Raw genomic sequence first — 23,784 nt, 5'->3', positions numbered from 1 at the left:
ACGCTAGGAAGCAACTAACGGGTAGGCCTGCCTGCCTTCAGGAGAAGAAAATGACCGCCGAGTCGAACGTGCCGCCGGCCCCGTCGCCCGCCCCCGCCATGTCGCTGGAAGATCTGCAGCACTGGACGCAGATGCTGGGCCGCGCGCAGCAGATGATGCTCGAACAGGGCATCGACCTGTTGGAGCGGACCCCGGCGATCCCCGATCCGACCGGCATCCTGAAGGCGCAGAGCGATTTCTGGGCCGATACGATGAAGCTGTGGCAGCGCTTCCTCGACCCCGCCAATGCGACCCCGGTCGAGGAATCGCCCGAGCGTGCGCGCGACCGGCGGTTCAAGGCGAAGCAATGGCATGACGACCCGCTGTTCGCGTTCATCCGCCAGAGCTATTTCCTGGTCGCCGACCATATGCTGAAAAGCGTCGATGCGCTCGACGGCGTGGAGCCCAAGCAGAAGGAGCAGCTGCGCTTCGCCACGCGCGGGCTGATCGACGCGATGAGCCCGACCAACTTCCCCGCGACCAATCCGCTGGTCGTCGAAAAGATCATCGAGACGCGCGGCGAAAATCTGCTGAAGGGCCTGCAGAACATGCTGGCCGACATGGCCAAGGGCCAGATGACGCAGAGCGATACCAGCGCGTTCGAACTGGGCCGCAACGTCGCGACCACGCCGGGCAAGGTGGTGAAGCGCACGCCGCTCTACGAACTGATCCATTACGCGCCGACGACCGAGAAGGTCGGGGCGATCCCGCTGCTGATCTTTCCACCGTGGATCAACCGCTTCTACATCCTCGACCTGACGCCCGAGAAGAGCTTCATCCGCTGGGCGGTGGAGCAGGGCCTCAGCGTGTTCGTCGTGTCGTGGAAGTCGGCGGATGCGTCGATGAAGGACGTGACGTGGGACGATTATGTCGTGCGTGGGCAGGTCGACGCGATCGACACGGTGCGCGAGTTGCTGGGCGTCGAGTCGGTCCACACCATCGGCTATTGCGTGGCGGGCACGACGCTCGCTGCGACGCTGGCGCTGTTGACGGCGCGGGGGGAGGCGGCAAAGGTCGCCACCGCCACCTTCTTCACCGCGCAGGTCGACTTTGCCGATGCCGGCGAATTGTCGCTGTTCGTCGATGATGAACAGCTGAAGATGATCCGGCAGGTGGGCAAGGACGGCTATCTCGACGGGCGCTACATGGCGGCGACGTTCAACCTGCTGCGCGGGCGCGACCTGATCTGGAACTATGTCACCAACAATTATCTGCTCGGCAACGACTATGCGCCGTTCGACCTGCTCCACTGGAATGCCGACGTCACCAACCTGCCGTCCAATTGGCATCTGGGCTATCTGACCGACCTCTACCGCGACAACCGGCTGGCGCAGCCCGGATCGATGAGCGTCGACGGCGTGCCGATCGACCTGACCACGGTGAAGACCCCCGCCTATATCCAGGCCGGGCGCGAGGATCATATCGCCCCGCCCGAAAGCGTGTGGAAGGTGACCGAGCATTTCACCGGTCCCCTGCGCTTCGTCCTAGCCGGGTCGGGGCATATCGCGGGCGTGGTCAACCCGCCCTCGGCCGGGAAATATCAATATTGGACCAACGATGCGCCGGCGGACTCGCTGGCGGCGTTCGTTGCCGGCGCGTCGGAAACGAAGGGCAGCTGGTGGCCGGACTGGCGCAAATGGATCGCGGCGGCCGATGGCAAGACCGTTCCGGCCAAGGGCACGCGCGTGCCCGGCAACGGCACCGCACCGGCGCTGTGCGATGCACCCGGTGAGTATGTGCGAACGCGCTAAGTACCGGTAAAAACGTGCAGCATATTTATGTTGCGCTGCACAAAATCGCGTCTTGAAACGGTCATGGACTTCCGCTATTTGGTGCATCGCAGCAGCACTAGATGGAGGAAGTCCGAGTGGCCACGAGAGGTCCGAAGACCGGCGTGCGCAAGCCCGCCAGTTCCCGTTCCACCCGCCCGGTCGCGACCGCTCCGGTCGAGGCTGCCACGCCGGCCGTGCCCGTCGCCGAACCGGTGAAGGCAGACGTTCCGCCGGTGCCGTTCGTCGCCGAGCCGAAGCCCGCGCCGACCGAATTGCCTTTGAAGGTTGAACTACCTGCTATCGATCCCGCGCCCGTCGCGGAACCGGTGGCCAAGGCGGCGGAAGCCGTAGTCGAAACCGCGCAGAACGCGGTCGAGGAAACCACCGCGGCGGTCGAGACCGTGACCGCGCAAGTCGAGGAAAAGACCATGGACGTCACCAACGAAGCGACCGCCACCACCCAGAACGCCGCCAACAAGGCGCAGGCCTTCACGCAGGATGCCGCCGCCAAGGCGCAGGCGATGACCGCCGACTTCAACGAAAAGGCCAAGGCCGCCATGGAAAAGGGCGCCAAGGGCTTTGAGGAAATGAACGAGATGGCCAAGGGCAACATCGAAGCGATGGTCGAAGCCAGCCGCATCGCCGCCAAGGGCCTGGAATCGCTCGGCCAGGAAATGGCCGAATATGGCCGCAAGTCGTTCGAACACGCGACCTCGACCGCCAAGACGCTGGCGTCGGTCAAGTCGCCGACCGAGTTCATGAAGCTCCAGTCGGACTTCGTGCGCCAGTCGTTCGACTCGTTCGTCGCCGAAGCGTCGAAGACCACCGAAATGATGATCAAGCTCGCCGGCGACGCCGCGCAGCCGATCAGCAACCGCGTCGCGGTTGCCGCCGACAAGGTGAAGACCGTCGCATAAGCGACCGGTTAACCTGGACGGACAGGGAGGGCGATCGCGCGAGCGGTCGCCCTTTTTGCATCCACCGGGCGTGCGGGCAGGTTCGCACCCCCTTGCCCTGCCGCCCCGCAATGCCATATTTTGCGACGACATGTCTCGACAGCCCTGCATCCCGACGGCCGGTGACGACCGCGACCATGACGACGACCACGCGACCGGCCTCGGCGTCGCGACGCAGACCCGCGTCAAGAAACCGACGCCCTACCGCGTCCTGATGCTGAATGACGACTATACCCCGATGGAATTCGTCGTCCTCTGCCTCCAGCGCTTCTTCCGCATGAGCATGGAGGAAGCGACACGGGTGATGCTGCACGTTCACCAGCGCGGCGTGGGCGTTTGCGGTGTCTTCACCTATGAGGTGGCCGAGACGAAGGTCGCACAGGTGATGGACTTCGCCCGGCAGAACCAGCACCCGCTGCAATGCACGCTGGAGAAGGCTTGAGACAACGGCCTGACCCTCTCCGGCACGCGGAGGGGCTTGCGCCGACCGGTTGCACAACCGCCCGCACCGTCTAGGATTCGCCGAATGCAGATCGCGGTCCTGACCTTTGACGGGTTCAACGAACTCGATTCGTTCATCGCGGCGGGCATCCTCAACCGCATGCGGCCACAGGGCTGGAACGCGTACATCACCTCGCCGACCGAGGATGTGACGTCGATGAACGGCGTGACCATCCGCCGCCAGCGTCCGCTTGCCTTCGCCCGCGATGCGGACGCGGTGCTGATCGGCAGCGGCATCCGCACGCGCGAGATCGCCGCCGATACCGAGCTGCTGGCCCAGCTCGCGCTCGACCCCGCGCGCCAGCTGATCGGGGCGCAATGTTCGGGTACACTGCTGCTGGCGAAGCTCGGCCTGATCGGCGACCTGCCCGCCTGCACCGACCTCACGACCAAGCCATGGGTCGTGGAGGCTGGCGTCGAGGTCATCGATGCGCCGTTCGTCGCGCACGGCAATGTCGCCACCGCCGGCGGCTGCATGGCGTCGCAATATCTGGCGGCATGGATGATCGCGCGCGGCGGCTCGCTGGCCGATGCGGAGGCGGCGATCCATTATGTCGCGCCGGTCGGGGAAAAGGCGGCGTCGGTCGACCGCGCGCTTGACGTGATCGCACCCTTCGTCGCGGGGCAGGCGGCAGCGGCCTGATCCGCCACGCCCCTTGCGCGCCTTCGCGCACACAGTAGAAGCTGGCGCATGGATCGTATCGTCATTCGCGGCGGCAATCGCCTGTCCGGCCGCATCGTCATTTCCGGGGCCAAGAACGCGGCGTTGACGCTGCTCCCCTGTGCGCTGTTGACCGAGGAGCCGTTGACGCTGCGCAACCTGCCGCGGCTGGCGGACGTCGACAGCTTCGGCCACCTGCTCAACCAGTTCGGTGTGTCGACCACGATCGAGGGATCGCACCCGTCCGAGTTCGGCCGCGTGATGACGATGCGCGGCCAGCGCCTGACCAGCACGGTCGCCCCCTATGACATCGTGCGCAAGATGCGCGCCTCGATCCTGGTACTTGGCCCGCTGGTCACCCGCGCGGGCGAGGCGACGGTATCGCTGCCCGGCGGCTGCGCGATCGGCAACCGTCCGATCGACCTCCACCTCAAGGCGTTGGAAGCCCTTGGCGCCGAGATCGAGCTGGCGGCGGGCTATGTGAAGGCGACCGCGCCGGGCGGGCGTCTCCCCGGCGGGCGCTATCGCTTCCCGGTCGTGTCGGTCGGCGCGACCGAGAATGCGGTGATGGCCGCCGTGCTGGCAAAGGGTACCAGCGTCCTCGAAAACGCCGCGCGTGAGCCGGAGATCGTCGACCTGTGCCGCTGCCTCGTCGCGATGGGCGCGGTCATCGACGGCATCGGCAGCGACACGCTGACGATCGAGGGCCGCGACCGGCTGCACGGGGCGACCTATGCCGTCATGCCCGACCGGATCGAGGCGGGCAGCTATGCCTGTGCCGCTGCGATCACCGGCGGCGCGGTCGAGCTGGCGAACGTCGTCCCCGGCGACATGCGCGCGACGATCGACGCGCTGGTCGAAGCGGGCGTCGCGGTGCGCGAGGAAGCGACCTCGCTGTTCGTCGAGGCGAGCGGCCCGATCCGCCCGGTCAACCTGTCGACCGCGCCCTATCCGGGGTTCGCCACCGACATGCAGGCGCAGTTCATGGCGCTGCTGGCCCGTGCCGATGGCGCCAGCGTCCTGACCGAGACGATCTTCGAAAATCGCTACATGCACGTTCCCGAACTGGCGCGGATGGGGGCGGACATCACCGTCACCGGCCGGTCGGCGGTGGTGCGCGGCGTACCCGGCCTGGTCGGCGCGCCGGTGATGGCGACCGACCTGCGCGCATCGATGAGCCTTATCATCGCCGGCCTGGCGGCAGAGGGCGAGACGTCGGTCAGCCGCGTCTACCACCTTGATCGCGGCTATGAGCGGCTGGAGGAAAAGCTGCAGGCGGTCGGGGCGGATATCGAACGGCTGGGCGACGGCTGAGCTTGAACTGCCGCTTATTGTCGGACTATATCTCCTGCCAACAGACCGGACGCGGCGTGAACAGCCCGCCGGTCACCATGGGAGGGGTGACGATGAAGCGAGCGTTTCTTTGCCAGGCCGCACTGGCCGCCATCATGCTGGGCGGCGCACAGGCCGAAGCGGCGACGGCCAAGCGGGCGAGCTTCGGCGCGCTGCCCGACGGCACGGCGGTCGAGGCGGTGACCCTGACCGGCAGCAACGGCGTCAGCGCGCGGATCATGACGCTGGGCGCCACGCTGCAGGCGTTCAACGCGCCCGACCGCAGCGGCAAGGTCGCCGACGTCACGCTCGGCTATGACGATGCCGCCAGCTACATCAAGGCACCCAATTACTGGGGCCAGACGATCGGCCGTTATGCCAACCGCATCGCCGGCGGCAAGTTCGTGCTCGACGGCAAGACCTATCAGCTGACCCAGAACGACAAGGCCAATTCGCTGCACGGCGGCACGGTCGGCTTCGACAAGCGGGTATGGCGGATCGTGTCGATGAAGGACGGTCCGACCGCCTCGGTCACGATGACGCTCAACAGCCCCAGCGGCGACCAGGGCTATCCCGGCACGCTCGACGTCACCGTCACCTATGCGCTGGACGACAAGGGCGCGCTGACGATCGATTTCGATGCGAAGAGCGATGCGCCGACCATCGTCAACCTGACCAACCATGCGCTGTTCGACATGGGCGGCGAGGGGAGCGCGATCGGCACGATGAACCATCGGCTGACCATGCCCGCCAGCCGCTATACGCCGGTCAACGACGCGCTGATCCCGACCGGCGAGCGTCGCGCGGTCAAGGGCACGGTGTTCGACTTCACCCGCGGCCGCATCGTCGGACAGGATGTCCGCGACGGCCGCGATGCGCAGATCGTCGCCGGGCGCGGCTACGACCATAATTTCGTCCTCGATGCCGGGATCACGAAGGAGCCAAAGCTCGCCGCGCGGCTCGAAGACCCCGCCTCGGGGCGGGTGCTGGAGGTGCTGACGACCGAGCCGGGGGTGCAGTTCTACTCGGGCAATTTCCTCGACGGGACGCTGGTCGGCAAGAAGGGCCATGTCTACCGCATGGGCGACGGCATCGCGCTGGAGCCGCAGAAATTCCCCGACACGCCCAACCAGCCGGCGTTCGGGTCGGCACGGGTCGAGCCGGGCAAGCCGTACCACCACCGCATGGTCTACCGGGTGTCGGTGGCACGCTGACACTGCCTGTATCCTCTACGTCACCCCCGAGCTTGACCCGGGGTCCCGCTTCTTCTGCTACCGTGAAAAAGAAGCGGGGCCCCGGATCAGGTCCGGGGTGACGATCCGGAAACGAACCGCCCCCTCAATGCACATGCGCCAACGCGCAATCGTCGCCGGTTTCGATCTGCACCGTCGCATGACCGATGCCGAAATCCTGCTTCAGCCGATCGCCCAGCGCCGCCAGAAAACCATCACCCGGATGGCCGCCGGGCACCACCAGATGCGCGGTCAGCGCGGTTTCGGTCGTGCTCATCGGCCAGATATGCAGGTCGTGGACCCGGTTGACGCCCGGCTGGCTGGCCAGCAGCGCCTCGACCGCCCCCGCATCGATCCCGCGCGGCACCGCCTGTAGCGCCAGCAGCAGCGATTCGCTCAGCAGTCCCCAGGTCCCAATCAGGATGATCGCGACGACGATCAGGCTGACCAGCGGGTCGATCCACGTCGCACCGGTCGACAGGATCACCAGGCCCGCGACGACCACCCCCGCCGACACCGCCGCATCGGCGGCCATGTGGAGATAGGCGCCGCGAATATTGACGTCGCCATGCCGCCCCCGCGCGAACAACAACGCGGTGGCGAGGTTCACGACGATCCCGGCGAGCGCAACCCACACCACCGGCCAGCCGTCGATCGGACGCGGGCTGCCCAGCCGCTGGATCGTCTCCAGCAGGATCGCGCCGACCGCGACCAGCAGCACCAGCGCATTGGCCAGCGCAGCCAGAATGGTCGACGCCCCCAGCCCATAGGTGAAACGCCGGGTCGCCGGCCGCTTGGCCAGCTCCATGCCGCCCCATGCGATCAGCAGGCCGAGTACGTCGGACAGATTATGCCCGGCATCGGCCAGCAGCGCGACCGAATCGAACCAGAATCCGGCGCCGCCCTCGATGATGACGAAGCCGATGTTCAGCAGGGTCCCGATGGCAAAGGCGCGGCCGAAATCGGTCGGCATGTGGTGATGCCCGTGGCCGAGCCCATGGCCGTGCCCCTCGCCGTGATCGTGGTGGCCGTGCCCGTGGTCGTGATGATGTGCGCCCATGCGCCGCCTTCTGGCACTGTCGCGCTACGCTGACCAGACGCGACCTGCCGCCGAAACTTGGGCAGGACCGGCCGAAACGGGATCGAAACGGCCCGTCGCGCGCTGATCCGGCAATTCCAGCGACCTTGGTCGCCAGCCGGGCAAATAGACGTACGGTATGAAACCCGATGAACCCATGGCACGCATCCTGATCGTCGATGACGACCCGGCCGTGCACGATTCCTATCGCATGTCGTTCGCCCCGTCGGAGGATGCGGCGGCGCTGGCCGGTCTTGCCGCGCAGCTGTTCGACGATGCGACGCCGGACACGGCGGAACCGCTGCGCCTGCGCCTCGACCATGTGCATCAGGGCGAGGACGCGATCGTGGCGGTCGAACGCGCGGTGCGCGATGACCAGCGCTTTGCCGTCGCCTTCATCGACGTGCGGATGCCGCCGGGCATCGACGGCCGCGAAACCGCGCGGCGCATCCGGGCGATCGACCCGGAGGTGCAGATCGTCATCGTCACCGGCTATTCCGATTTCTCGCCGGCCCAGATCGCACGCGTCGCCGGCCCGCCCGACCGGCTATTCTATATCGCCAAGCCGTTCACCGCCGACGAGGTGGTGCAGACCGCCACCGCGCTGTCGCATCGCTGGCTGGCCGATCGCGCGCTTGCCAATACCCGTGCGACGCTGGCCGCCAAGATCGACGAGCTGGAGGAACAGGCGCGCGAGCTGGCTGCGAACGAGAGCAAGGCGATCCGCCTCGCCAATCGCGATCCGCTGACCGGTGCGCCCAACCGGCTGGCGTTCTTGCGCATCCTGTCCGAACAGGCGCGGCAACCGGGCAATTTTGCGATGGCGATGATCGATCTCGATCGGTTCAAGCTCATCAACGATACGCTCGGTCATCTGGTCGGCGACGAACTGATCCGCACCATCTGTGCGATCCTGATCGAACAGGTCGGCGAGGACGGGTTCGTCGCGCGGCTGGGCGGCGACGAATTCGGCGTGCTGCTGCGTGCCGATCACGCCGATGAAGCCGTGATGCGCTGCGAACGACTGGTGCGGGCCTGCTCGGGCGATCTTCAGGTGTTCGGCCATCCGATCCAGGGCGCGGCATCGATCGGGGTGGTGATGGTCGCGGGGGAAGGCGGGCGCGAATCGGTCGACGTGATGCGCCGCGCCGATCTGGCGCTCAACGAAGCCAAGCGGTCGGGCCGCGGCGTCGTGCGGCTGTTCGACGACAGCATGGACGAATCGATCCGCTTTCGTCGTCGCGTCGAACAGGGGCTGACCCACGCGATCGCCAACGCCGAACTGGCGCTGCTGTATCAACCGATCGTGGCGCAGGACACCGGCGCGCTCGTCGGCTTCGAAGGGCTGCTGCGCTGGAACAGCCCCGATCATGGCACGATCGGCCCGGCGACCTTCATTCCCATCGCCGAGGAATCGAACCTGATCCACGATCTGGGCGATTGGGTGCTCGACGCCGCGTTGGCGATGCTGGGCGAATGGCCGGGGCAATATGTCTCGGTCAATTTCTCCCCGCGCCAGTTCCGGCGGCAGAATTTCGTCGGGCATCTGGTGGAAAAGGTGCAGCGCGCCGGCGTCGCCCCCGACCGGTTGCAGATCGAGATTACCGAAACCGCGATCTTCGACGATGCCGAACGCGCGGCCGACACGCTGTACCGGCTGCGCCAGATGGGGTTCCGCATCGCGCTCGACGATTTCGGGACCGGCTATTCGTCGCTCTACAATATCCGCAAGTTCGCGCTCGACTGCCTGAAGATCGATCGCAGCTTCATCGACGGGATGGGGCGTGAACGCGAAAGCGCGGCGATCGTCCATTCGATCATCCACCTTGCCCGCGCGCTGCGATTGCAGGTGATCGCCGAAGGGGTGGAAACCGAACATCAGGTGCAGGCGCTGCGGCTGGCGGGCTGTTCGCATCTGCAGGGCTATTATTTCGCGCGACCGGTAGACGGCGCGACCGCGACCAGCATGGCACGCGACGGCGTGGGACGGGAGCGGGCGACGACGCCATGACGGCGCGCGACCCCCGTCCGGTCGATGCCATGCTGCTGCGCTGGCTGGTGCCGGTCGGTGGCGTCGGGGTCGTGGCGATCGTGGTCGTGCTGGCGGTGACGGTCGGGACGGAAGTGGCGCTGTGGAGCGTCCTTGCCGGCGGCGGGTTGCTCGTGCTGATGCTGGTGGCGCTGCGCATCGCCATCGCCCGCTGTGTCACTGATCCGCTGCGCCAGTTCGCGGGACAGGTGGCGGCGATGGCGACCTTGGGAGAGGCGGCACCGCATCCCTTGCCCGGCGCGCCCGCCGAAATCCGTGCCCTGTCGCGGCAGCTGACGCTGGTGCAGCGGCAGATGCTGGAACAGGCGGGACAGCGCGAGCTGCGGTCGTTCCGGCTGGGCCGCACCGAAAGCCGCGCGGCGCTGGTCCACAATGCCCGCAACGCCCTGTCGCCGATCAGCGCGATCCTGTCGCACGGGCTTGCCCAGCCGCCGGTCGCCGAACGCAGCATGATCGAACGCGTCGTCGCCGAACTGGCGCAGCCGGACCTGCCGCCTGCCCGGCGCGAACGGCTTGCCGCGTTCATGATGACCGCGATCGATACGGTGGCGCGGGCGCGGGTGGAGCGGCTGGCGCAGTTCGAAACGGGCCGCGCGGCGCTGGCCAACATCCTCGACATCATCGGCGGGGCGCAGGACATGGCGGACGAGGCGCTGGTGCTCGACCGCTGCGACGTGACCGACCTGATCGCGCGCAACGGTGCCATCGCCCGCTATGGCGACGGCCATTCGATCGCGGTGTCCTTTCCCGCATCGCCGTGCTGGGTGCGGGCCGACCGGGTGATCCTGAGCCAGGTGATCGGCAACCTGTTCCGCAACGCCGCCGAAGCGATCGCGGCGCAGGGCGACGGCGATGGGCAGGTGCTCGTCACCGTGGCCGACGGGGCGGAGGTGACGGTGACGATCGCCGACGATGGCGACGGGTTCGATCCGGCCGACGCGCCGATGCTGTTCCAGCACGGCTATTCCACCCGCAAGGCCAAGTCCGGGGGCCTCGGCCTGCACTGGTGCGCGAACGGGATGGCGGCGATGGGCGGCAGCCTGCGGCTGGAAAGCGACGGGCCAGGCCTCGGCGCCCGCGCGATCCTGACGCTGCCGGCGGCCTAGCTAATCAGCGGCAATATCCGCGCGGCATCGGCATGGCGGCAGATCAGCAGGTCCGGCAGCCACGTATCCCGGCAGTTGTAATATAGCGGCGTGCCATCGATCCGCGACGCGTGTAGCCCGGCGGCAAGGGCCACCGCCACGGGTGCGCAGCTGTCCCATTCATATTGCCCACCGGCATGCAGGTAGATGTCGGCCTGCCCACGCACCACCGCCATCGCCTTTGCCCCGGCCGACCCCATCGGGATCAGCTCGGCACCGATCGCCTCGGCCACCGCCAGCGCCTGCGGCGCGGGGCGGGTGCGGCTGACGACCATGCGCGGACGCGGCGGGGCGGGGGGGACGATCGGCGCGGGGCTGCTCGACAGCACGACGCCCAGCGCGGGCAGCGCGACCGCGCCCGCCGTTGCCCGCCCGCCGACCGCCAGCGCGACATGCACCGCCCAGTCGTCGCGCCCCTCGGCATATTCGCGCGTGCCGTCCAGCGGATCGACGATCCACGTCTGCGACGCGGCGCAGCGCAGCTTGTCGTCGACCGACTCCTCCGACAGCACGAACGCGTCGGGCCGCGCCGCGCGCAGCCGGTCGAGGATCAGCATGTTGGCCGCCGCATCGGCACGGTCGCCCAGCGCCTTGCCCGTCTCGCGCCCCTCCGATCGGATCGCCAGCAACAGCTTGCCCGCCTCGGCGGCAATGGCGGTGGCCAGCAGCGCGTCGTCGGTCACAGCATCGGTATCCACACGCCCAGGATATGCTCGACGATCCGCTCGGCGGCGGCCTCCGGCGTCTCGCGCAGGGTGTCGACATGGATTTCGGGACGCAGCGGCGCTTCGTACGGGCTGTCGATGCCGGTGAAGTTGGCAAGGCCGCCGGCACGCGCCTTGGCATACAGCCCCTTCACGTCGCGTGCCTCGGCCACGGCCAGCGGGGTGTCGATGAACACCTCGACGAACTCGCCCTCGGGCAGCATCGCGCGCGCCAGGTCGCGTTCCGCGCGGAACGGAGAGATGAACGCGGTCAGCACGATCAGCCCGGCATCGGCCATCAGCTTCGCAACCTCGCCCACGCGGCGGACATTCTCCACCCGGTCGGCATCGGTAAAGCCCAGGTCGCGGTTCAGCCCATGGCGGACATTGTCGCCGTCGAGCAGGAAACTGTGCTTGCCCAGCGTATGCAGCTTCTTTTCGACCAGGTTGGCGATGGTCGACTTGCCCGATCCCGACAGGCCGGTGAACCACAGCACGCGGGGGCTCTGGTTCTTCTGCGCGGCATGGGCCTCGCGCGTGATGTCGAGCGACTGCCAGTGCACGTTCTGGCTGCGGCGCAGGCAATAGTCGATCATGCCGGCGGCGACGGTGGCATTGGTGATCTTGTCGATCAGGATGAACCCGCCAAGGTCGCGATTATCGGCATAGGGTTCGAACGCAATGCCGCGATCGGTGAACACGTCCGCCACACCGATATCGTTCAGTTGCAGCGTCTTGACCGACAATTCGGCCAGCGTGTTGACGTCGATCGCGTGGCGCGGCGGCTGGACCGTCGCCGACACGGTGCCCGATCCGGTCTTCAGCCAATAGGCGCGCCCCGGCAGCAAAGCCTCGCCGTCCATCCAGACGATCGTCGTGCGGAACTGGTCGGCGACCTGTGGCGGCGCGTCGGCGGCGGCGATGACGTCGCCGCGCGAACAGTCGATCTCGTCGGTGAGCGTGATCGTCACCGACTGGCCCGCCACCGCCTGGGGCAGGTCGCCGTCCATGGTGACGATGCGCGCGACCTTGCTGGTCCGGCCCGATGGCAGCACCCGCACCGCATCGCCCGGCCGCACCGTGCCGCTGGCGATCAGCCCGGCAAACCCGCGAAAGTCGAGGGTCGGGCGGTTGACCCACTGTACCGGCAGGCGGAAGGCACGCGCCGCCGCCGCTTCGCTGTCCAGCGCGACCGATTCGAGATGCTCGATCAGCGCCGGGCCGGCATACCATGGCGTATTGGCCGACGGGGCAGCGGCGATATTGTCGCCCTTGAACCCCGACAGCGGGATCGCGGTGAAGCCGGCGATGCCGATCGATTCGGCGAACGCGGCATAGTCGGCGACGATGCGGTCGAACGTCGCCTGGTCATAACCGACCAGGTCCATCTTGTTCACCGCCAGCACGATGTGGCGGATACCGATCAGGTGCGCCAGATAGCTGTGCCGCCGCGTCTGGGTCAGCACGCCCTTGCGCGCATCGATCAGGATGACCGCCAGGTCGGCGGTCGATGCGCCGGTGACCATGTTGCGGGTATATTGTTCGTGGCCGGGCGTATCGGCGACGATGAACTTGCGCTTTTCGGTCGCGAAGAAGCGATAGGCGACGTCGATGGTGATGCCCTGCTCGCGCTCGGCGGCAAGGCCATCGACCAGCAGCGCGAAGTCGATCTCGCCGCCCTGTGTCCCGACCCGCTTCGAATCGCTCTCCAGCGCCGCCAGCTGATCCTCGAAGATCATCTTGGAGTCATACAGCAGCCGGCCGATCAACGTCGACTTGCCGTCGTCCACCGATCCGCAGGTGATGAACCGCAGCAGCGATTTCGACTGATGCTGCGCCAGATAGGCGTCGATATCGTCGGCGATCAGCGCATCGGGGGTATAGGCGGGGGCGGGCGTCTGGGCGTTCATATCTGCACGTCACCCCAGCGAAGGCTGGGGTCTCCCTGAAATGAGGGGATTCTATCGGCGGGAGGCCCCGGCCTTCGCCGGGGTTGACGCTTCGTCACGCTGCGCATGACGTGGCGCGTCAAAAATAACCCTCCTGCTTCTTCTTTTCCATGCTGGCCGATCCCGCATCGCGGTCGATCGCGCGGCCCTGCCGTTCGGAGGTGGTGGTCAGCAGCATTTCCTGAATGACCTCGGAAAGCGTCGCCGCCTCGCTCTCCACCGCGCCGGTCAGCGGATAGCAGCCGAGCGTGCGAAAGCGGATCGACCGCTCGACCGGGACCTCGCCGGGGTTGAGCGGAAACCGGTCGTCATCGACCATCAGCAGCATGCCGTCGCGCTCCACGGTCGGGCGGGGCGCGGCGAAATACAGCGGCACGATCTCGATCTGCTCGGCCAGGATATATTGCCAGATGTCGAGCTCGGTCCAGTTCGACAGCGGAAAGACGCGGATCGATTCGCCCTTCGCCTTGCGCGCATTATACAGGTGCCACAGCTCGGGCCGCTGCGCCTTCGGGTCCCAGCGGTGATTGGCTGAGCGGAACGAGAAGACGCGCTCCTTCGCCCGGCTCTTCTCCTCGTCGCGCCGCGCGCCGCCGAACGCCGCGTCGAAGCCGTATTTGTCCAGCGCCTGCTTCAGCCCCTCGGTCTTCCACAGGTCGGTGTGCAGGCTGCCATGGTCGAACGGATTGATCCCGCGCGCTTGTGCATCCGGATTCCGATGGACCAGCAATTCCATGCCGGCACCCTGCGCCGCCTTGTCGCGCAGGTCGTACATCGCGCGGAACTTCCACGTCGTGTCGACATGCAGCAGCGGGAAGGGCGGCGGGGCGGGATAGAACGCCTTCTTGGCGAGATGCAGCATCACCGCCGAATCCTTGCCGACCGAATAGAGCATGACCGGGCGTTCGGCCTCGGCCACGACTTCGCGCAGGATATGGATGCTCTCCGCTTCCAGGCGCTGGAGATGGGTGAGGCGATCGGTCGGAAGGTCGGTCATGTCGGGATCGCAGGTAGCGATCCGGGTCCGACCACCAAAACAACGATTCCTGCAGCGCGCGCCAGTTCAGCTATCGCGCAATGTTGGGGAGAGGGGGCTTGGCATGCCAACGCGCGACGGTCGGCCTAAACACGAATCAAAAGCGCCTGGACCCGCCCAGCGAACCGGATGGATCCAGGCGCCGGTTCCGTTCAGATCGGACGCAGATCGTCGCCGTAATGATCACGGAACAGCGCAAAAAATGCCTGCATTTTCTTTCTCCCAGTTACGCCGAAGCGTTCGTAACCATTAACGGAAAATTAACCGAACACCAAACCTGAATCACAGCCATTCGACGCAATCCGAAGACGTTCGTCGTTAACCGAAGTTTTGCAGTTGGGCCTGTAGCGAGGACAGGCCATGCGCCGCGCCAAATCGGATCATTTCCCGCTTGCCGGGACCAGACATCACCCGCGATCCCGTCGCGGGGCGCCGATCCGCGATGCGGCCGGGGTGGCGAACGTGCTGCGCGAGCTGCCGCCTTACCGCTTCCTGCTGCTGGCCGAACTGGAAGATTTCGCGGCGTTTCGCCGCAGCGTCGGGGTATCGCGCGCCCGTCTGGTGATCGAGGATGTGATGGCGCGCCTGTTGCGGGCGTTGCCGATGATGCGTGCCACGCCATCGGGGCAGAAGGCGCTGGAGCTGTCGTTCGAATGCGATTCGTCGGCAGCGGGCGTCACCATCGCCGAACAGGTGCGCGCAGCCATGGCCGACCCGTTCGACCTCGATGGCGAAACCTTTCGCCTGTCGTTGCGGATCGGTGGCGTCGGCGCGCCCGCGCCGGACGCCGACGACCTGCGGCTGGTCGAAGGTGCGGAGCAGGCGCTGGTCGATGCGCGGGAAATCCGCAGCGACGTGATTCGCGACCTGGCCAACCCGTCGGCGGGCGACGATCCGATCCAGCTGATGCGCGAATTGCCCGATGCGATCGCCAGCGGGCAGATCTTCCTGCAATATCAGCCGAAGGTGCGGGTGCGGCAGCAGCAGGTGGTCGGCGCTGAAGCGCTGGTCCGCTGGCGCCATCCGGTGCGCGGGCTGATCCTGCCGGGCATGTTCATCGAAGCGGCCGAGCGATCCGACACGATCGGCCCCCTGACGCTGTGGATCATCGAGCGTGCGATCGCCGATCAGCGGGTGCTGGCCGCGCGCGGGCACGACATCCCGGTCTTCATCAACATCTCCGGCATCCTGCTGTCGGATGCCGGCTTCGTCCGCGACGCCTGTGCGCTGGTCACTGCGGGCGGGGCGAAGATCGGATTCGAGATTACCGAAACGGCGGTGATCCGTGATCCGGAGAGCGCCATCGCCAATCTGCGCATCTTCGCCGATATCGGGGTGCCGCTGTCGATCGACGATTACGGCGCGGGGCTGTCGTCGCTCGCCTATCTCAAGCGTCTGCCCGCGTCGGAGCTGAAAATCGACAAATTGTTCGTGACGCAGCTGACCAGCAGCAATCGCGACCCGCTGATCGTCCGGTCGACGATCGACCTTGCCCATGCACTCGACATGGAGGTGACCGCCGAGGGTGTCGAAACCCCGGCGGCGCTGGCGCTGCTGGGGGTGATGGGCTGCGACATGGTGCAGGGGTTCCTCATCAGTCGTCCGATCGAATTCCCCGCGTTCCTGACCTTCCTGTCGGAAGACCGGCATGTCGCGGCGATGGCCGGGCCGCGTTTCTCGTTCCGGCGCAATGAAGGGCAGTGGAAGGCGGGTTGATGCACGCCGGCCGCTGGCCATCGATGGCGAAAGTGTACCGAATGCCTTCTCGATCGGGTCGTTGTCTCCTCGCCTTGCTGGCCCTGCCCCTGTCGGTCGCGACGGCCGGCGCGCAGGATGGGGACGGGCTGCTGGAGCGTCGCTACGACACGGTGCGCAGCCGTCTGGCGGCCGAACCCGAACGCGGCTTGCACGAAAGCGAAGCGCTGGAGCGCGAGGCGATCGCGCGCGACGGGCGACAGTCGCGCCTTGCCGCGGCCAGCATCTGGCTGCAGGCGGAAGCCTATTCGCGCATGGGCGACGCGACGAATGCCCGCCGCGAAATCACCCAGGCGCTGGCAATCGCCAGCAGGATCAAGCCACGCATCGCATTGGAGGGCGACATCCTCCGGACCCGGGGCGACGTCGCTTCCGACAGCGGCGGGGTCGCGCTTGCCCTGGCGGACTATCAGGCCGCCTACCGCATCTATCGCGAAACCGGCGACCGGCGGGGGCAGGCGATGGCATTGCTCAGCATCGGCGCGCTCTATCGCCAGGGCGCGGATTTCGATGCAGCCCTGCGCTATTACGGCCAGGCGATCGACACCTATGCCGCCGATCCGCCGCTGCTGGTCTCGCTCCTGAACAATCGCGGCAACGTCCTAACCGAGATGGGGCAATATCAGCGCGCGCTCGCCGATTTCCGGCGTGGCCTCGTCCTGGTGCGGGAGGTCAGGAACCCGATCTTCGAAGCGCGGATCTTCGGGAACATCGCCAGGGCCTATCATGGCGCCAAGCAGCTGGACGCGGCATGGCAGGCGGCGGTGCGGGGCATCGCGATCGCGCGCGCCGCAGGATCGTCGGCTACCGTCGGGCAATTACAGGCGCTTGCCGGCAGGATCGCGATCGATCGCGGTCATGCCGCGCTGGCCGTGAAGCTGGTGGACGACGCCTTTGCCGACGTCGACCTGAAGAAGACGCCGCTGACCGCACGAGACAATCACCGCAACGCCTATGGCGTCTATGCAGCCGCCGGCGAAACGGCGAAGGCGCTCCTGCATCTGGAGGCCCTCGACCGGCTGAATGCGCAGGCTACGCAACTGACCACCTCGACCAAGACTGCGCTGATGGCGGCACGGTTCGATTTCCAGAACCAGGAACTGCGCATCGCGCGGCTGAAGCAGGAGGAATTGCGCCGCAACGTCGCGTTCGAACGCGAAAGCGCGCGGTTCCAGCGGACGCTGTTCGGCAGCATCGCGGCGGCGGTGGCGGTGCTCGTCGCGCTGCTGGTCTTCGGCGTCGTCACGCTTCGCCGCAGCCGCGACGCGATCCGGCGGGCCAATATCGACCTTGCGGCGACCAATGCCGCGCTCGAACAGGCGCTGAAGGCGAAGGGCGATTTCCTCGCGACGACCAGCCACGAGATTCGCACCCCGCTGAACGGCATTCTCGGCATGGCGCAGGTCATGCTGCGCGACGACCGGCTGGCGCCCGAAATGCGTGATCGGCTGGATATCATCCACGACGCCGGGGTCACCATGCGGTCGCTGGTCGACGACATTCTCGACGTGGCGAAGATGCAGTCGGGCAAGCTGACCGTCGAACGCGTGCCGACCGATCTGGTCGCCACCACCCAGGACCTCGCCCGGCTGTGGCGGCGCCAGGCCGAGGATCGCGGGCTGCGCTTCGTCCTCGACTTAGGCGACGTGCCCCGGTGGGTGGAGGGGGACCCGGTGCGGTTGCGGCAGATCATGTTCAACCTGTTGTCGAACGCGTTGAAGTTCACCCAATCCGGCGAAATCGCGATGCGGGTCGCCGTCCGGGGGGGGCGGCTGTCGATCGCGGTGGCCGATACCGGCATCGGGATCGCGCCCGAGCGGCTGGAGGACGTGTTCGAATCGTTCCAGCAGGCCGACAACAGCACGACCCGCCGGTTCGGCGGCACCGGCCTTGGCCTGACCATCTGTCGCAATCTGGCGCGGGCGATGGGCGGCGACATCACCGTCGACAGCGTGCCCGGCAGGGGCACGACCTTCACGCTCGAACTGCCGCTGGTACCGGTCGCGCCCGAATCGGACGAGGCGTCTTCGGCCGATGCCGCCCCGGTCGAAACGCTGGTGATCCTCGAGCGCAATCCGATCGCGCGCGGCATGATGCGCACGCTGTTCGCCCGCCATATCGGCGAAACGGCGTTCGTCGACGATGCCGGCGCGCTTCGCGAACGGCTGTCGCAGGCGGAAACGCGGAGAGTGCTGGTCGACATGGCGTCGTTGTCCGCCGGGTCGGCGGACCCGGTGCGCGACCTGTCCGACTTGGCAGCGCTTGCCAAGGCGCGCAATTTGCGAATCGTCGCCATGACCCGCGCGCATGATGAAATCCACCTTGAAGGAAAAAATGTCAGATTGCTGCAAAAACCTGTTTCGGCTACGCAACTAATCGACGCGCTGTTTGTAGAACAGCTAGAAGGCGCGCCCGCGGTGTCCCTTGTACCGAACGCCGCATAGCGCGATAGCGGGTTGCCATATGAACAGCGTCCTATCCTTCTGCGTCCGATCGGCGAACACACGATGAAAATCCTGTTCGTCGAGGATGATGCGATGAATCGTCGGGTCGTCCGCGACATGCTCGACGTGGCCGGGGCGGCCATGGTCGAGGCCGATTGCGCCGAAGCAGGGCTGCGGCGAATCGACGAGGATGATTACGATCTGGTCCTGCTCGACCTGCGCATGCCCGGCATGGACGGGTTCGAGGTGATCCGGCGGGTCCGCGCCCGCGACGATGCGAAGCGGACGCTGCCAATCATCATCGTGACCGCCGACACCGCGATCGACCTGACCGAGCGCTGCATTGCCGCCGGTGCCGACGAAGTGCTGTTCAAGCCGGTGGCGATGGACGCGCTGTTCGATGCGATCGGACGAATCCTTGCCGGACGTGCCGGAGGCGACCTGATCTTCTGAAACATGGCGGTTTGACTTGCCCGGCGGGGACAGTCCTGTTAGGGGGATTCGTCACGCCGCAGCCATGCTTCGGCGAACCCTATTCTATTGCGATAAAGACCCGGAGTTTTACGGCCCCATGCAGATCATCGTCCGTGACAACAATGTCGATCAGGCCCTTCGTGCGCTGAAGAAGAAGCTGCAGCGCGAAGGCGTGTATCGCGAGATGAAGCTGCGCCGTCACTACGAAAAGCCGTCGGAAAAGCGCGCCCGCGAGCGCGCCGCCGCCGTCCGTCGCGCCCGCAAGCTGGAGCGCAAGCGGATGGAACGCGACAGCGCCCGGTAAATACCGAATCGGGTCGCGGGCCAGCGGGCCGGCGACCCTGCTGGTACTGCGATGCGGCGCCGTGTGCCGCACGATAAGGGGTTTCGATGTCGGTCACTGCCGTTCCGCTGCGTCCCGTCAAGCAGCGTCATATCACCTGGATATGGGTTGGGATCGTGCTGGCCGTGCTGCTCGCAGCCGGGTTCGCATGGGCCGGCACGCGTAGCGATGTCGATTCGTTCCTGTCGGGCAACGCATCGCGCCCCGGCATCGTGACGACCGCCAGCGGCCTGCAATATGAAGTGCTGACCAAGGGTACCGGCCCGACCCCGACCGACGCCGATGTCGCGCTGGTCAACTATGTCGGCAAGTTCACCGACGGCACGGTCTTCGATCAGAGCCGGCAGCCGACCCCGATGTCGCCGAAGGGCGTCGTTCCGGGCTTTGGCGAAGCGATCAAGCTGATGCCGAAGGGATCGAAGTATCGGTTCTGGGTGAAGCCGGAACTGGGCTATGCCGCGCCGCGTCCCGAAGGCGCGCCGCCGATGTCGCCGGAAGTCGAAAAGCTGGCGAAGCAGGTGCTGGTGTTCGATGTCGAGATGATCGACTTCATTCCCGAAACCGTTCTGCAGCAGTTGCAGATGCAGCAGATGATGCAGCAGCAACAGCAGCAGGGGGGCGCGGTCCCGCCGCCGGGTGCGGGAGCGCCGCCGGTCGGGCGCTGAGGCCGACAGGATCGATCGTAGATGGCGCCGGGTTTCCGGCGCCGTTTTCGTTTGTGCAGCGGGTCGGTGCGATCGGGGGCAGTGTGGAAAGGGATGCGTCCTTTCCAGCGCGGCGTGCAGGCGGCGGAAGTCGCCATCTCCGATGCGTAGCGTTCGCGGTGTCGCGCACGGCGATCGCGAACGGGCGAATCGAGTAGCGACCGCATCGCCTGACTCGCCGGTTTCGTGATAGGTGCTCAGTATGGCTTCCCCCATCTCCCCCCGCGTCCGGCGCGGGTCCCGTTTCCGGCTTGTGGCATGGGCGCTGCTGGCGCTGCCGACCCTGGGCGCGGCGCCCATGCCGGCGCCGGCGGACGGGGCAACGCTGGAGGCGCTGCGGGCGGCCGATCTGCGGCTGGGGGCGATCGGCTATCGATTGGCGACGGCCAATGCGCCGCTATGTGCCGATGTCGCGCCGGTGCCGGGCATGGTGGTGCATGCGATCGACCAATATGCCGAGGCAGAGCAACCGGCGGCCCGCGCCGTGTTCGGCTTTGCAACCGGAGTCGCGGTCGAGGGCGTGGTACCGGGCAGCCCCGCGGCCCGCGCCGGGGTGCGCGCCGATGACTCGATCGTCAGCGTCAATGGACAGCCGGTTCCGACGGCGAGCGGTGGTGGGCATGTCCGCACCCGCGACGCGGTAGCCGCGCTGATCGATTCGCAACCGGTCGACCGGCCGCTCACACTGGTTCTGCGGCGGAGCGGGATCGATCGCACGATCGGCGTCGCGCCATCGCCGGGATGCCGGACGCTGTTCGAACTGCGGGTGGGAACCGCGTTGGATGCAGTCGCCGACGGACGGCTCGTGCAGATTTCGAGCGCATTCCTCGACCGATTCGCCGATCCGCAACTGGCGGTGGTCGTCGCGCACGAACTGTCGCACAATATTCTGCGCCATCATGCCCGGCTGGGCGCGGCGAAGGTCAGTCGCGGCCTGCTGCGCGAACTGGGCCGCAACGGCCGCATCCATCGCCAGACCGAGGACGATGCCGACCGGCTGGGCGTCCATCTTTTGCGCAATGCGGGATGGGACCCACAGGAGGCGGTGCGATTCTGGCAGGGGCCGGGCGCGCGAATCGATGGCGGGATATTCCACAGTAGAACGCATTCATCGGCAGCGACACGCGCCGAATTGATTGCGGGTGAACTGGCAACCCTGCCGAATGGGGCGCCCATTCCGTACCAACCGCCAATACTGGCAACCCGCAACGCGCCTCTATCCTGAGGGGAAATGCGCCGGATCGAGCCTGTTACGCCGGCGGAACTGTTTTTCGTGTTGGAACTAAGTAGAATTTAACCTGTTCCGGCGCAGTGACCCGCGCGACCACTATTGGTCCGCACGGCCAAACGGCTGGTCGCGAACGGGGCGATAGTACTTGCAGGTGGCGTGCTGCTATGCAAAAGGCGATCCGACGTAGAGTTTTGCAAGGGAGTGTAGAAATGGGTTTTGCCAAGAAGATGCTGATCGCGGCCTCGGCCGTGTCGATGACCGTCGCTCCGACGATCGCCAACGCTGCCAACGCTTCGAAGCTGTCGGTTGCTCGCGCGTCGGCGCCGGCTGCCAAGGGTGAGAAGCTGGCCGGCGGCGGCATCATCGTCGCTCTGCTGGCGGCTGCTGCCGTCGTTGCAGGCATCGTTGTCGTCGCCGACTCGGACAGCGATTCGGACAGCAACTGATTGTTCGCGCGGGCAACCGCGCTACGATCTGCGGAAAGGGCGTCCCTCACGGGGCGCCCTTTTTCGTTGGGCGCCCTGCCGGCGATGCGTAGCGCGCTGGGGACGATGTTTAGCCTGCGGTGATGGCGGACGGCACGTCCCGCCAGATCAGTCGACGCTGGCGCCGCTGCCCTCCGGGCAGGCGGTGGTCAGGAACCGGTGCGAATCGCCCGCCAGCACCAATGCGGTAAGCCGTCCCGTGCGGTAGGCGCCGGTATCGATCCCGATCCGGTTGCTGCGGACATCGGGTTCCTCGGTCACGGTATGGCCATGGACGACGAACCGTTCGTGGCGACCATGATGGTCGAGGAACGGCGCCCGAATCCAGCGCAGGTCAGAGGATTTCTGATCGTCCAGCGCGACGCCGGGGCGGATGCCGGCATGGACCAGGACATAATCGTCGATGACGATCCGATCCGGCAGAGTCCGCAGGAAATCGAGATGCGCGGCCGGCACATGGTCGAGGATAAGGCGCTGGACGCCCTTCAAATCCTCGCGTTCATAGGTCGCGTCGTCGACGCCGTAGCTGAGCACGGTTTCGCGGCCGCCGGCCCGGTTGAAGATACCGAGTGCCTGGCGCGACCCGGCGGCGGCCTCCAGCAACAATTCCTCGTGGTTGCCGCACAGGCAATGGACGTCCTCGCTTGCGGCGCACAGCGCCATCACTCGTTCGACGACGCCGCGCGAATCAGGGCCGCGATCGATCAGGTCGCCGAGGAAGACGAGGGTCACCCGCCGGTCGCCACGCTCCGGATCGGCGCCGATCCGGGCCAGCAAATCCTCCAGGCAATCGAGCCGGCCATGGATGTCGCCGATCGCATATACGATGCGGCCATCGGCAATGCGGGGCGCAGGTGCGGCGGCCCGGCGAAATAACTTGGAGAAGACCATGATATTCTAACGCCTCTATGCCAAAGGGGCTGCACGATCAATGAACCGGGTGGCGGCGCGGGGCGAAACGCGTTTGCCAGCCGGTCGATGACGTTCTATTGCAGTGCAGCAATTTTGGGATGGAAGCGATGACGATCAAGAAGGTACGCAAGGCAGTCTTTCCGGTCGCCGGTCTCGGCACGCGGTTTCTTCCCGCCACGAAGTCGATGCCGAAGGAAATGCTGACCGTCGTCGACAAGCCGCTGATCCAATATGCGGTTGAAGAGGCGCTCGAAGCCGGCATCGAACAGATCATCTTCGTCACCGGCCGTGGCAAGGGTGCACTGGAGGATCATTTCGACGTTTCCTACGAGCTGGAAGCGACGATGAAGGCGCGCGGCAAGTCGATGGCGCTGATCGAGGGCATCCGCCAGAAGCCGGGTTCGCCAGTCTATGTCCGCCAGCAGGAGCCGCTGGGCCTCGGCCATGCAGTGTGGTGCGCGCGCGAGATCGTCGGTGACGAACCGTTCGCGGTGCTACTGCCTGACGAGTTGATGGTCGGTGGCTTCCTGAAGCAGATGGTCGACGCCTATAACCAGGTCGGCGGCAACGTGATCGGTGCACTGGAAGTGCCCGACAGCGAAACCGACAAGTACGGCATCATTTCGCCGGGCAAGACCGACGGTCGCCTGACCGAAGTCACCGCGCTGGTCGAAAAGCCCAAGGGCAAGGCGCCATCGAACCTGATGATCCCAGGCCGCTACATCCTGCAGCCCGAAGTGATGCAGATCCTCGATTCGCAGGAACCGGGCGCGGGTGGCGAAATCCAGCTGACCGACGCGATGGCCAAGCTGATCGGGAACCAGCCGTTCCACGGCTTCACCTTCGACGGCAAGCGCTACGACTGTGGCGACAAGGCCGGTTGGGTGCAGGCGAACATCGCGCTGGCGCTGGCGCGCGCGGACATCGGTCCGGCGGTGCGGGCGTTCGCCGAGGAAGCACTGGCCAACTGAGCCACGGGGC

21 protein-coding genes are annotated in these 23,784 nt (G+C 66.5%); 16 read left to right on the top strand and 5 right to left on the bottom strand.

Going from position 1 to position 23,784, the window contains the following annotated elements:
- Positions 1–50: 50 nt before the first annotated feature.
- The 6 genes from ASE58_RS14630 to ASE58_RS14605 all read left to right on the top strand — a co-directional run bounded on the left by ASE58_RS14630 (position 51) and on the right by ASE58_RS14605 (position 6,475).
- Positions 51–1,790 (top strand): PHA/PHB synthase family protein, encoded by a 1,740-nt coding sequence (locus ASE58_RS14630; protein ID WP_055822879.1) that lies wholly within the window; start codon positions 51–53, stop codon positions 1,788–1,790.
- Between the two features lie 116 nt (positions 1,791–1,906).
- Positions 1,907–2,728 carry a phasin family protein gene (gene phaP, locus ASE58_RS14625; RefSeq protein WP_055822876.1) on the top strand — a complete coding sequence of 274 codons (822 nt, stop codon included), beginning with the start codon at positions 1,907–1,909 and terminating at the stop codon, positions 2,726–2,728.
- 130 nt (positions 2,729–2,858) lie between these two features.
- The gene (clpS, locus tag ASE58_RS14620) at positions 2,859–3,209 is read left to right on the top strand and encodes an ATP-dependent Clp protease adapter ClpS (protein ID WP_055822873.1); all 351 of its coding nucleotides are present in this window, start codon (positions 2,859–2,861) and stop codon (positions 3,207–3,209) included.
- A gap of 84 nt (positions 3,210–3,293) precedes the next feature.
- Positions 3,294–3,911 carry a DJ-1/PfpI family protein gene (locus tag ASE58_RS14615; RefSeq protein ID WP_055822870.1) on the top strand — a complete coding sequence of 206 codons (618 nt, stop codon included), beginning with the start codon at positions 3,294–3,296 and terminating at the stop codon, positions 3,909–3,911.
- Between the two features lie 48 nt (positions 3,912–3,959).
- The gene (gene murA, locus ASE58_RS14610; RefSeq protein WP_055822867.1) at positions 3,960–5,243 is read left to right on the top strand and encodes a UDP-N-acetylglucosamine 1-carboxyvinyltransferase; all 1,284 of its coding nucleotides are present in this window, start codon (positions 3,960–3,962) and stop codon (positions 5,241–5,243) included.
- A 92-nt stretch (positions 5,244–5,335) separates the two neighbouring features.
- On the top strand, positions 5,336–6,475 hold the full coding sequence (locus ASE58_RS14605; protein ID WP_055822864.1) for an aldose epimerase family protein: 1,140 nt from the start codon (positions 5,336–5,338) through the stop codon (positions 6,473–6,475).
- 124 nt (positions 6,476–6,599) lie between these two features.
- Here the strand turns inward: ASE58_RS14605 and ASE58_RS14600 are convergent, their stop codons facing one another.
- Complete coding sequence (locus ASE58_RS14600; RefSeq protein ID WP_055822861.1) at positions 6,600–7,553, bottom strand: cation diffusion facilitator family transporter; 954 nt, start codon at positions 7,551–7,553, stop codon at positions 6,600–6,602.
- A gap of 175 nt (positions 7,554–7,728) precedes the next feature.
- Here ASE58_RS14600 and ASE58_RS14595 point away from each other — a divergent pair, with 175 nt between their 5' ends.
- Entirely contained in the window at positions 7,729–9,582 is a 1,854-nt protein-coding gene (locus ASE58_RS14595) for a putative bifunctional diguanylate cyclase/phosphodiesterase (RefSeq protein WP_055822858.1), read from the top strand.
- Entirely contained in the window at positions 9,579–10,727 is a 1,149-nt protein-coding gene (locus ASE58_RS14590) for a sensor histidine kinase (RefSeq protein ID WP_055822855.1), read from the top strand. Before ASE58_RS14595 ends, ASE58_RS14590 begins: the two co-directional genes overlap by 4 nt.
- On the opposite strand, the gene ASE58_RS14585 is transcribed toward ASE58_RS14590, so the two are convergent.
- The 3 genes from ASE58_RS14585 to cysD all read right to left on the bottom strand — a co-directional run bounded on the left by ASE58_RS14585 (position 10,724) and on the right by cysD (position 14,416).
- On the bottom strand, positions 10,724–11,449 hold the full coding sequence (locus ASE58_RS14585) for a 3'(2'),5'-bisphosphate nucleotidase CysQ (RefSeq protein WP_055823548.1): 726 nt from the start codon (positions 11,447–11,449) through the stop codon (positions 10,724–10,726). The genes ASE58_RS14590 and ASE58_RS14585 overlap by 4 nt on opposite strands.
- Positions 11,446–13,380, bottom strand: a complete 1,935-nt coding sequence (cysN, locus tag ASE58_RS14580) for a sulfate adenylyltransferase subunit CysN (RefSeq protein WP_055822852.1) — start codon at positions 13,378–13,380, stop codon at positions 11,446–11,448. Before cysN ends, ASE58_RS14585 begins: the two co-directional genes overlap by 4 nt.
- A 118-nt stretch (positions 13,381–13,498) precedes the next feature.
- On the bottom strand, positions 13,499–14,416 hold the full coding sequence (gene cysD, locus ASE58_RS14575; protein ID WP_055822850.1) for a sulfate adenylyltransferase subunit CysD: 918 nt from the start codon (positions 14,414–14,416) through the stop codon (positions 13,499–13,501).
- A 399-nt stretch (positions 14,417–14,815) separates the two neighbouring features.
- Here cysD and ASE58_RS17590 point away from each other — a divergent pair, with 399 nt between their 5' ends.
- The 7 genes from ASE58_RS17590 (at position 14,816) to ASE58_RS14540 (ending at position 21,852) form a co-directional block, all read left to right on the top strand.
- A complete protein-coding gene (locus ASE58_RS17590) occupies positions 14,816–16,171 on the top strand; it encodes an EAL domain-containing protein (RefSeq protein ID WP_082468088.1) in 1,356 nt (451 codons plus the stop codon).
- A 41-nt stretch (positions 16,172–16,212) separates the two neighbouring features.
- A complete protein-coding gene (locus tag ASE58_RS14565; protein WP_162233532.1) occupies positions 16,213–18,654 on the top strand; it encodes an ATP-binding protein in 2,442 nt (813 codons plus the stop codon).
- A 63-nt stretch (positions 18,655–18,717) separates the two neighbouring features.
- Complete coding sequence (locus tag ASE58_RS14560; protein ID WP_055823542.1) at positions 18,718–19,107, top strand: response regulator; 390 nt, start codon at positions 18,718–18,720, stop codon at positions 19,105–19,107.
- Positions 19,108–19,225: 118 nt separating this feature from the next.
- Positions 19,226–19,432: a 30S ribosomal protein S21 gene (rpsU, locus tag ASE58_RS14555; RefSeq protein ID WP_010545388.1), complete on the top strand. Its 207-nt coding sequence runs from the start codon at positions 19,226–19,228 to the stop codon at positions 19,430–19,432.
- 86 nt (positions 19,433–19,518) lie between these two features.
- Positions 19,519–20,136 (top strand): FKBP-type peptidyl-prolyl cis-trans isomerase, encoded by a 618-nt coding sequence (locus ASE58_RS14550; protein ID WP_055822844.1) that lies wholly within the window; start codon positions 19,519–19,521, stop codon positions 20,134–20,136.
- Positions 20,137–20,377: 241 nt separating this feature from the next.
- Positions 20,378–21,400, top strand: a complete 1,023-nt coding sequence (locus ASE58_RS14545) for a M48 family metallopeptidase (RefSeq protein WP_055822841.1) — start codon at positions 20,378–20,380, stop codon at positions 21,398–21,400.
- Between the two features lie 215 nt (positions 21,401–21,615).
- Complete coding sequence (locus tag ASE58_RS14540; protein WP_200909374.1) at positions 21,616–21,852, top strand: hypothetical protein; 237 nt, start codon at positions 21,616–21,618, stop codon at positions 21,850–21,852.
- Between the two features lie 147 nt (positions 21,853–21,999).
- On the opposite strand, the gene ASE58_RS14535 is transcribed toward ASE58_RS14540, so the two are convergent.
- Complete coding sequence (locus tag ASE58_RS14535) at positions 22,000–22,782, bottom strand: metallophosphoesterase family protein (protein WP_055822838.1); 783 nt, start codon at positions 22,780–22,782, stop codon at positions 22,000–22,002.
- Between the two features lie 128 nt (positions 22,783–22,910).
- On the opposite strand from ASE58_RS14535, the gene galU reads away from it, so the two are divergent.
- A complete protein-coding gene (galU, locus tag ASE58_RS14530) occupies positions 22,911–23,774 on the top strand; it encodes a UTP--glucose-1-phosphate uridylyltransferase GalU (RefSeq protein WP_055762887.1) in 864 nt (287 codons plus the stop codon).
- The last annotated feature ends 10 nt before the right edge of the window (positions 23,775–23,784 follow it).

Source organism: Sphingomonas sp. Leaf9 (assembly GCF_001421355.1).
Classification (GTDB): Bacteria; Pseudomonadota; Alphaproteobacteria; order Sphingomonadales; family Sphingomonadaceae; genus Sphingomonas.
Note: the sequence above shows the minus strand (reverse complement) of the source record. Positions and strands in the feature narration are given on the sequence as shown.

What these genes read in the sequence shown, in the direction of transcription:
- ASE58_RS14595 (WP_055822858.1), top strand. Translation starts at nt 7,729, where the DNA reads ATGGCACGCATCCTGATCGTCGATGACGACCCGGCCGTGCACGATTCC.
- ASE58_RS14560 (WP_055823542.1), top strand. Translation starts at nt 18,718, where the DNA reads ATGAAAATCCTGTTCGTCGAGGATGATGCGATGAATCGTCGGGTCGTC.
- ASE58_RS14630 (WP_055822879.1), top strand. Translation starts at nt 51, where the DNA reads ATGACCGCCGAGTCGAACGTGCCGCCGGCCCCGTCGCCCGCCCCCGCC.
- ASE58_RS14545 (WP_055822841.1), top strand. Translation starts at nt 20,378, where the DNA reads ATGGCTTCCCCCATCTCCCCCCGCGTCCGGCGCGGGTCCCGTTTCCGG.
- ASE58_RS14600 (WP_055822861.1), bottom strand. Translation starts at nt 7,553, where the DNA reads ATGGGCGCACATCATCACGACCACGGGCACGGCCACCACGATCACGGC.
- rpsU (WP_010545388.1), top strand. Translation starts at nt 19,226, where the DNA reads ATGCAGATCATCGTCCGTGACAACAATGTCGATCAGGCCCTTCGTGCG.
- murA (WP_055822867.1), top strand. Translation starts at nt 3,960, where the DNA reads ATGGATCGTATCGTCATTCGCGGCGGCAATCGCCTGTCCGGCCGCATC.
- clpS (WP_055822873.1), top strand. Translation starts at nt 2,859, where the DNA reads ATGTCTCGACAGCCCTGCATCCCGACGGCCGGTGACGACCGCGACCAT.
- ASE58_RS14535 (WP_055822838.1), bottom strand. Translation starts at nt 22,782, where the DNA reads ATGGTCTTCTCCAAGTTATTTCGCCGGGCCGCCGCACCTGCGCCCCGC.
- ASE58_RS14550 (WP_055822844.1), top strand. Translation starts at nt 19,519, where the DNA reads ATGTCGGTCACTGCCGTTCCGCTGCGTCCCGTCAAGCAGCGTCATATC.
- ASE58_RS14565 (WP_162233532.1), top strand. Translation starts at nt 16,213, where the DNA reads ATGCCTTCTCGATCGGGTCGTTGTCTCCTCGCCTTGCTGGCCCTGCCC.
- ASE58_RS14540 (WP_200909374.1), top strand. Translation starts at nt 21,616, where the DNA reads ATGGGTTTTGCCAAGAAGATGCTGATCGCGGCCTCGGCCGTGTCGATG.
- cysD (WP_055822850.1), bottom strand. Translation starts at nt 14,416, where the DNA reads ATGACCGACCTTCCGACCGATCGCCTCACCCATCTCCAGCGCCTGGAA.
- ASE58_RS14605 (WP_055822864.1), top strand. Translation starts at nt 5,336, where the DNA reads ATGAAGCGAGCGTTTCTTTGCCAGGCCGCACTGGCCGCCATCATGCTG.
- ASE58_RS17590 (WP_082468088.1), top strand. Translation starts at nt 14,816, where the DNA reads ATGCGCCGCGCCAAATCGGATCATTTCCCGCTTGCCGGGACCAGACAT.
- ASE58_RS14615 (WP_055822870.1), top strand. Translation starts at nt 3,294, where the DNA reads ATGCAGATCGCGGTCCTGACCTTTGACGGGTTCAACGAACTCGATTCG.
- cysN (WP_055822852.1), bottom strand. Translation starts at nt 13,380, where the DNA reads ATGAACGCCCAGACGCCCGCCCCCGCCTATACCCCCGATGCGCTGATC.
- galU (WP_055762887.1), top strand. Translation starts at nt 22,911, where the DNA reads ATGACGATCAAGAAGGTACGCAAGGCAGTCTTTCCGGTCGCCGGTCTC.
- ASE58_RS14590 (WP_055822855.1), top strand. Translation starts at nt 9,579, where the DNA reads ATGACGGCGCGCGACCCCCGTCCGGTCGATGCCATGCTGCTGCGCTGG.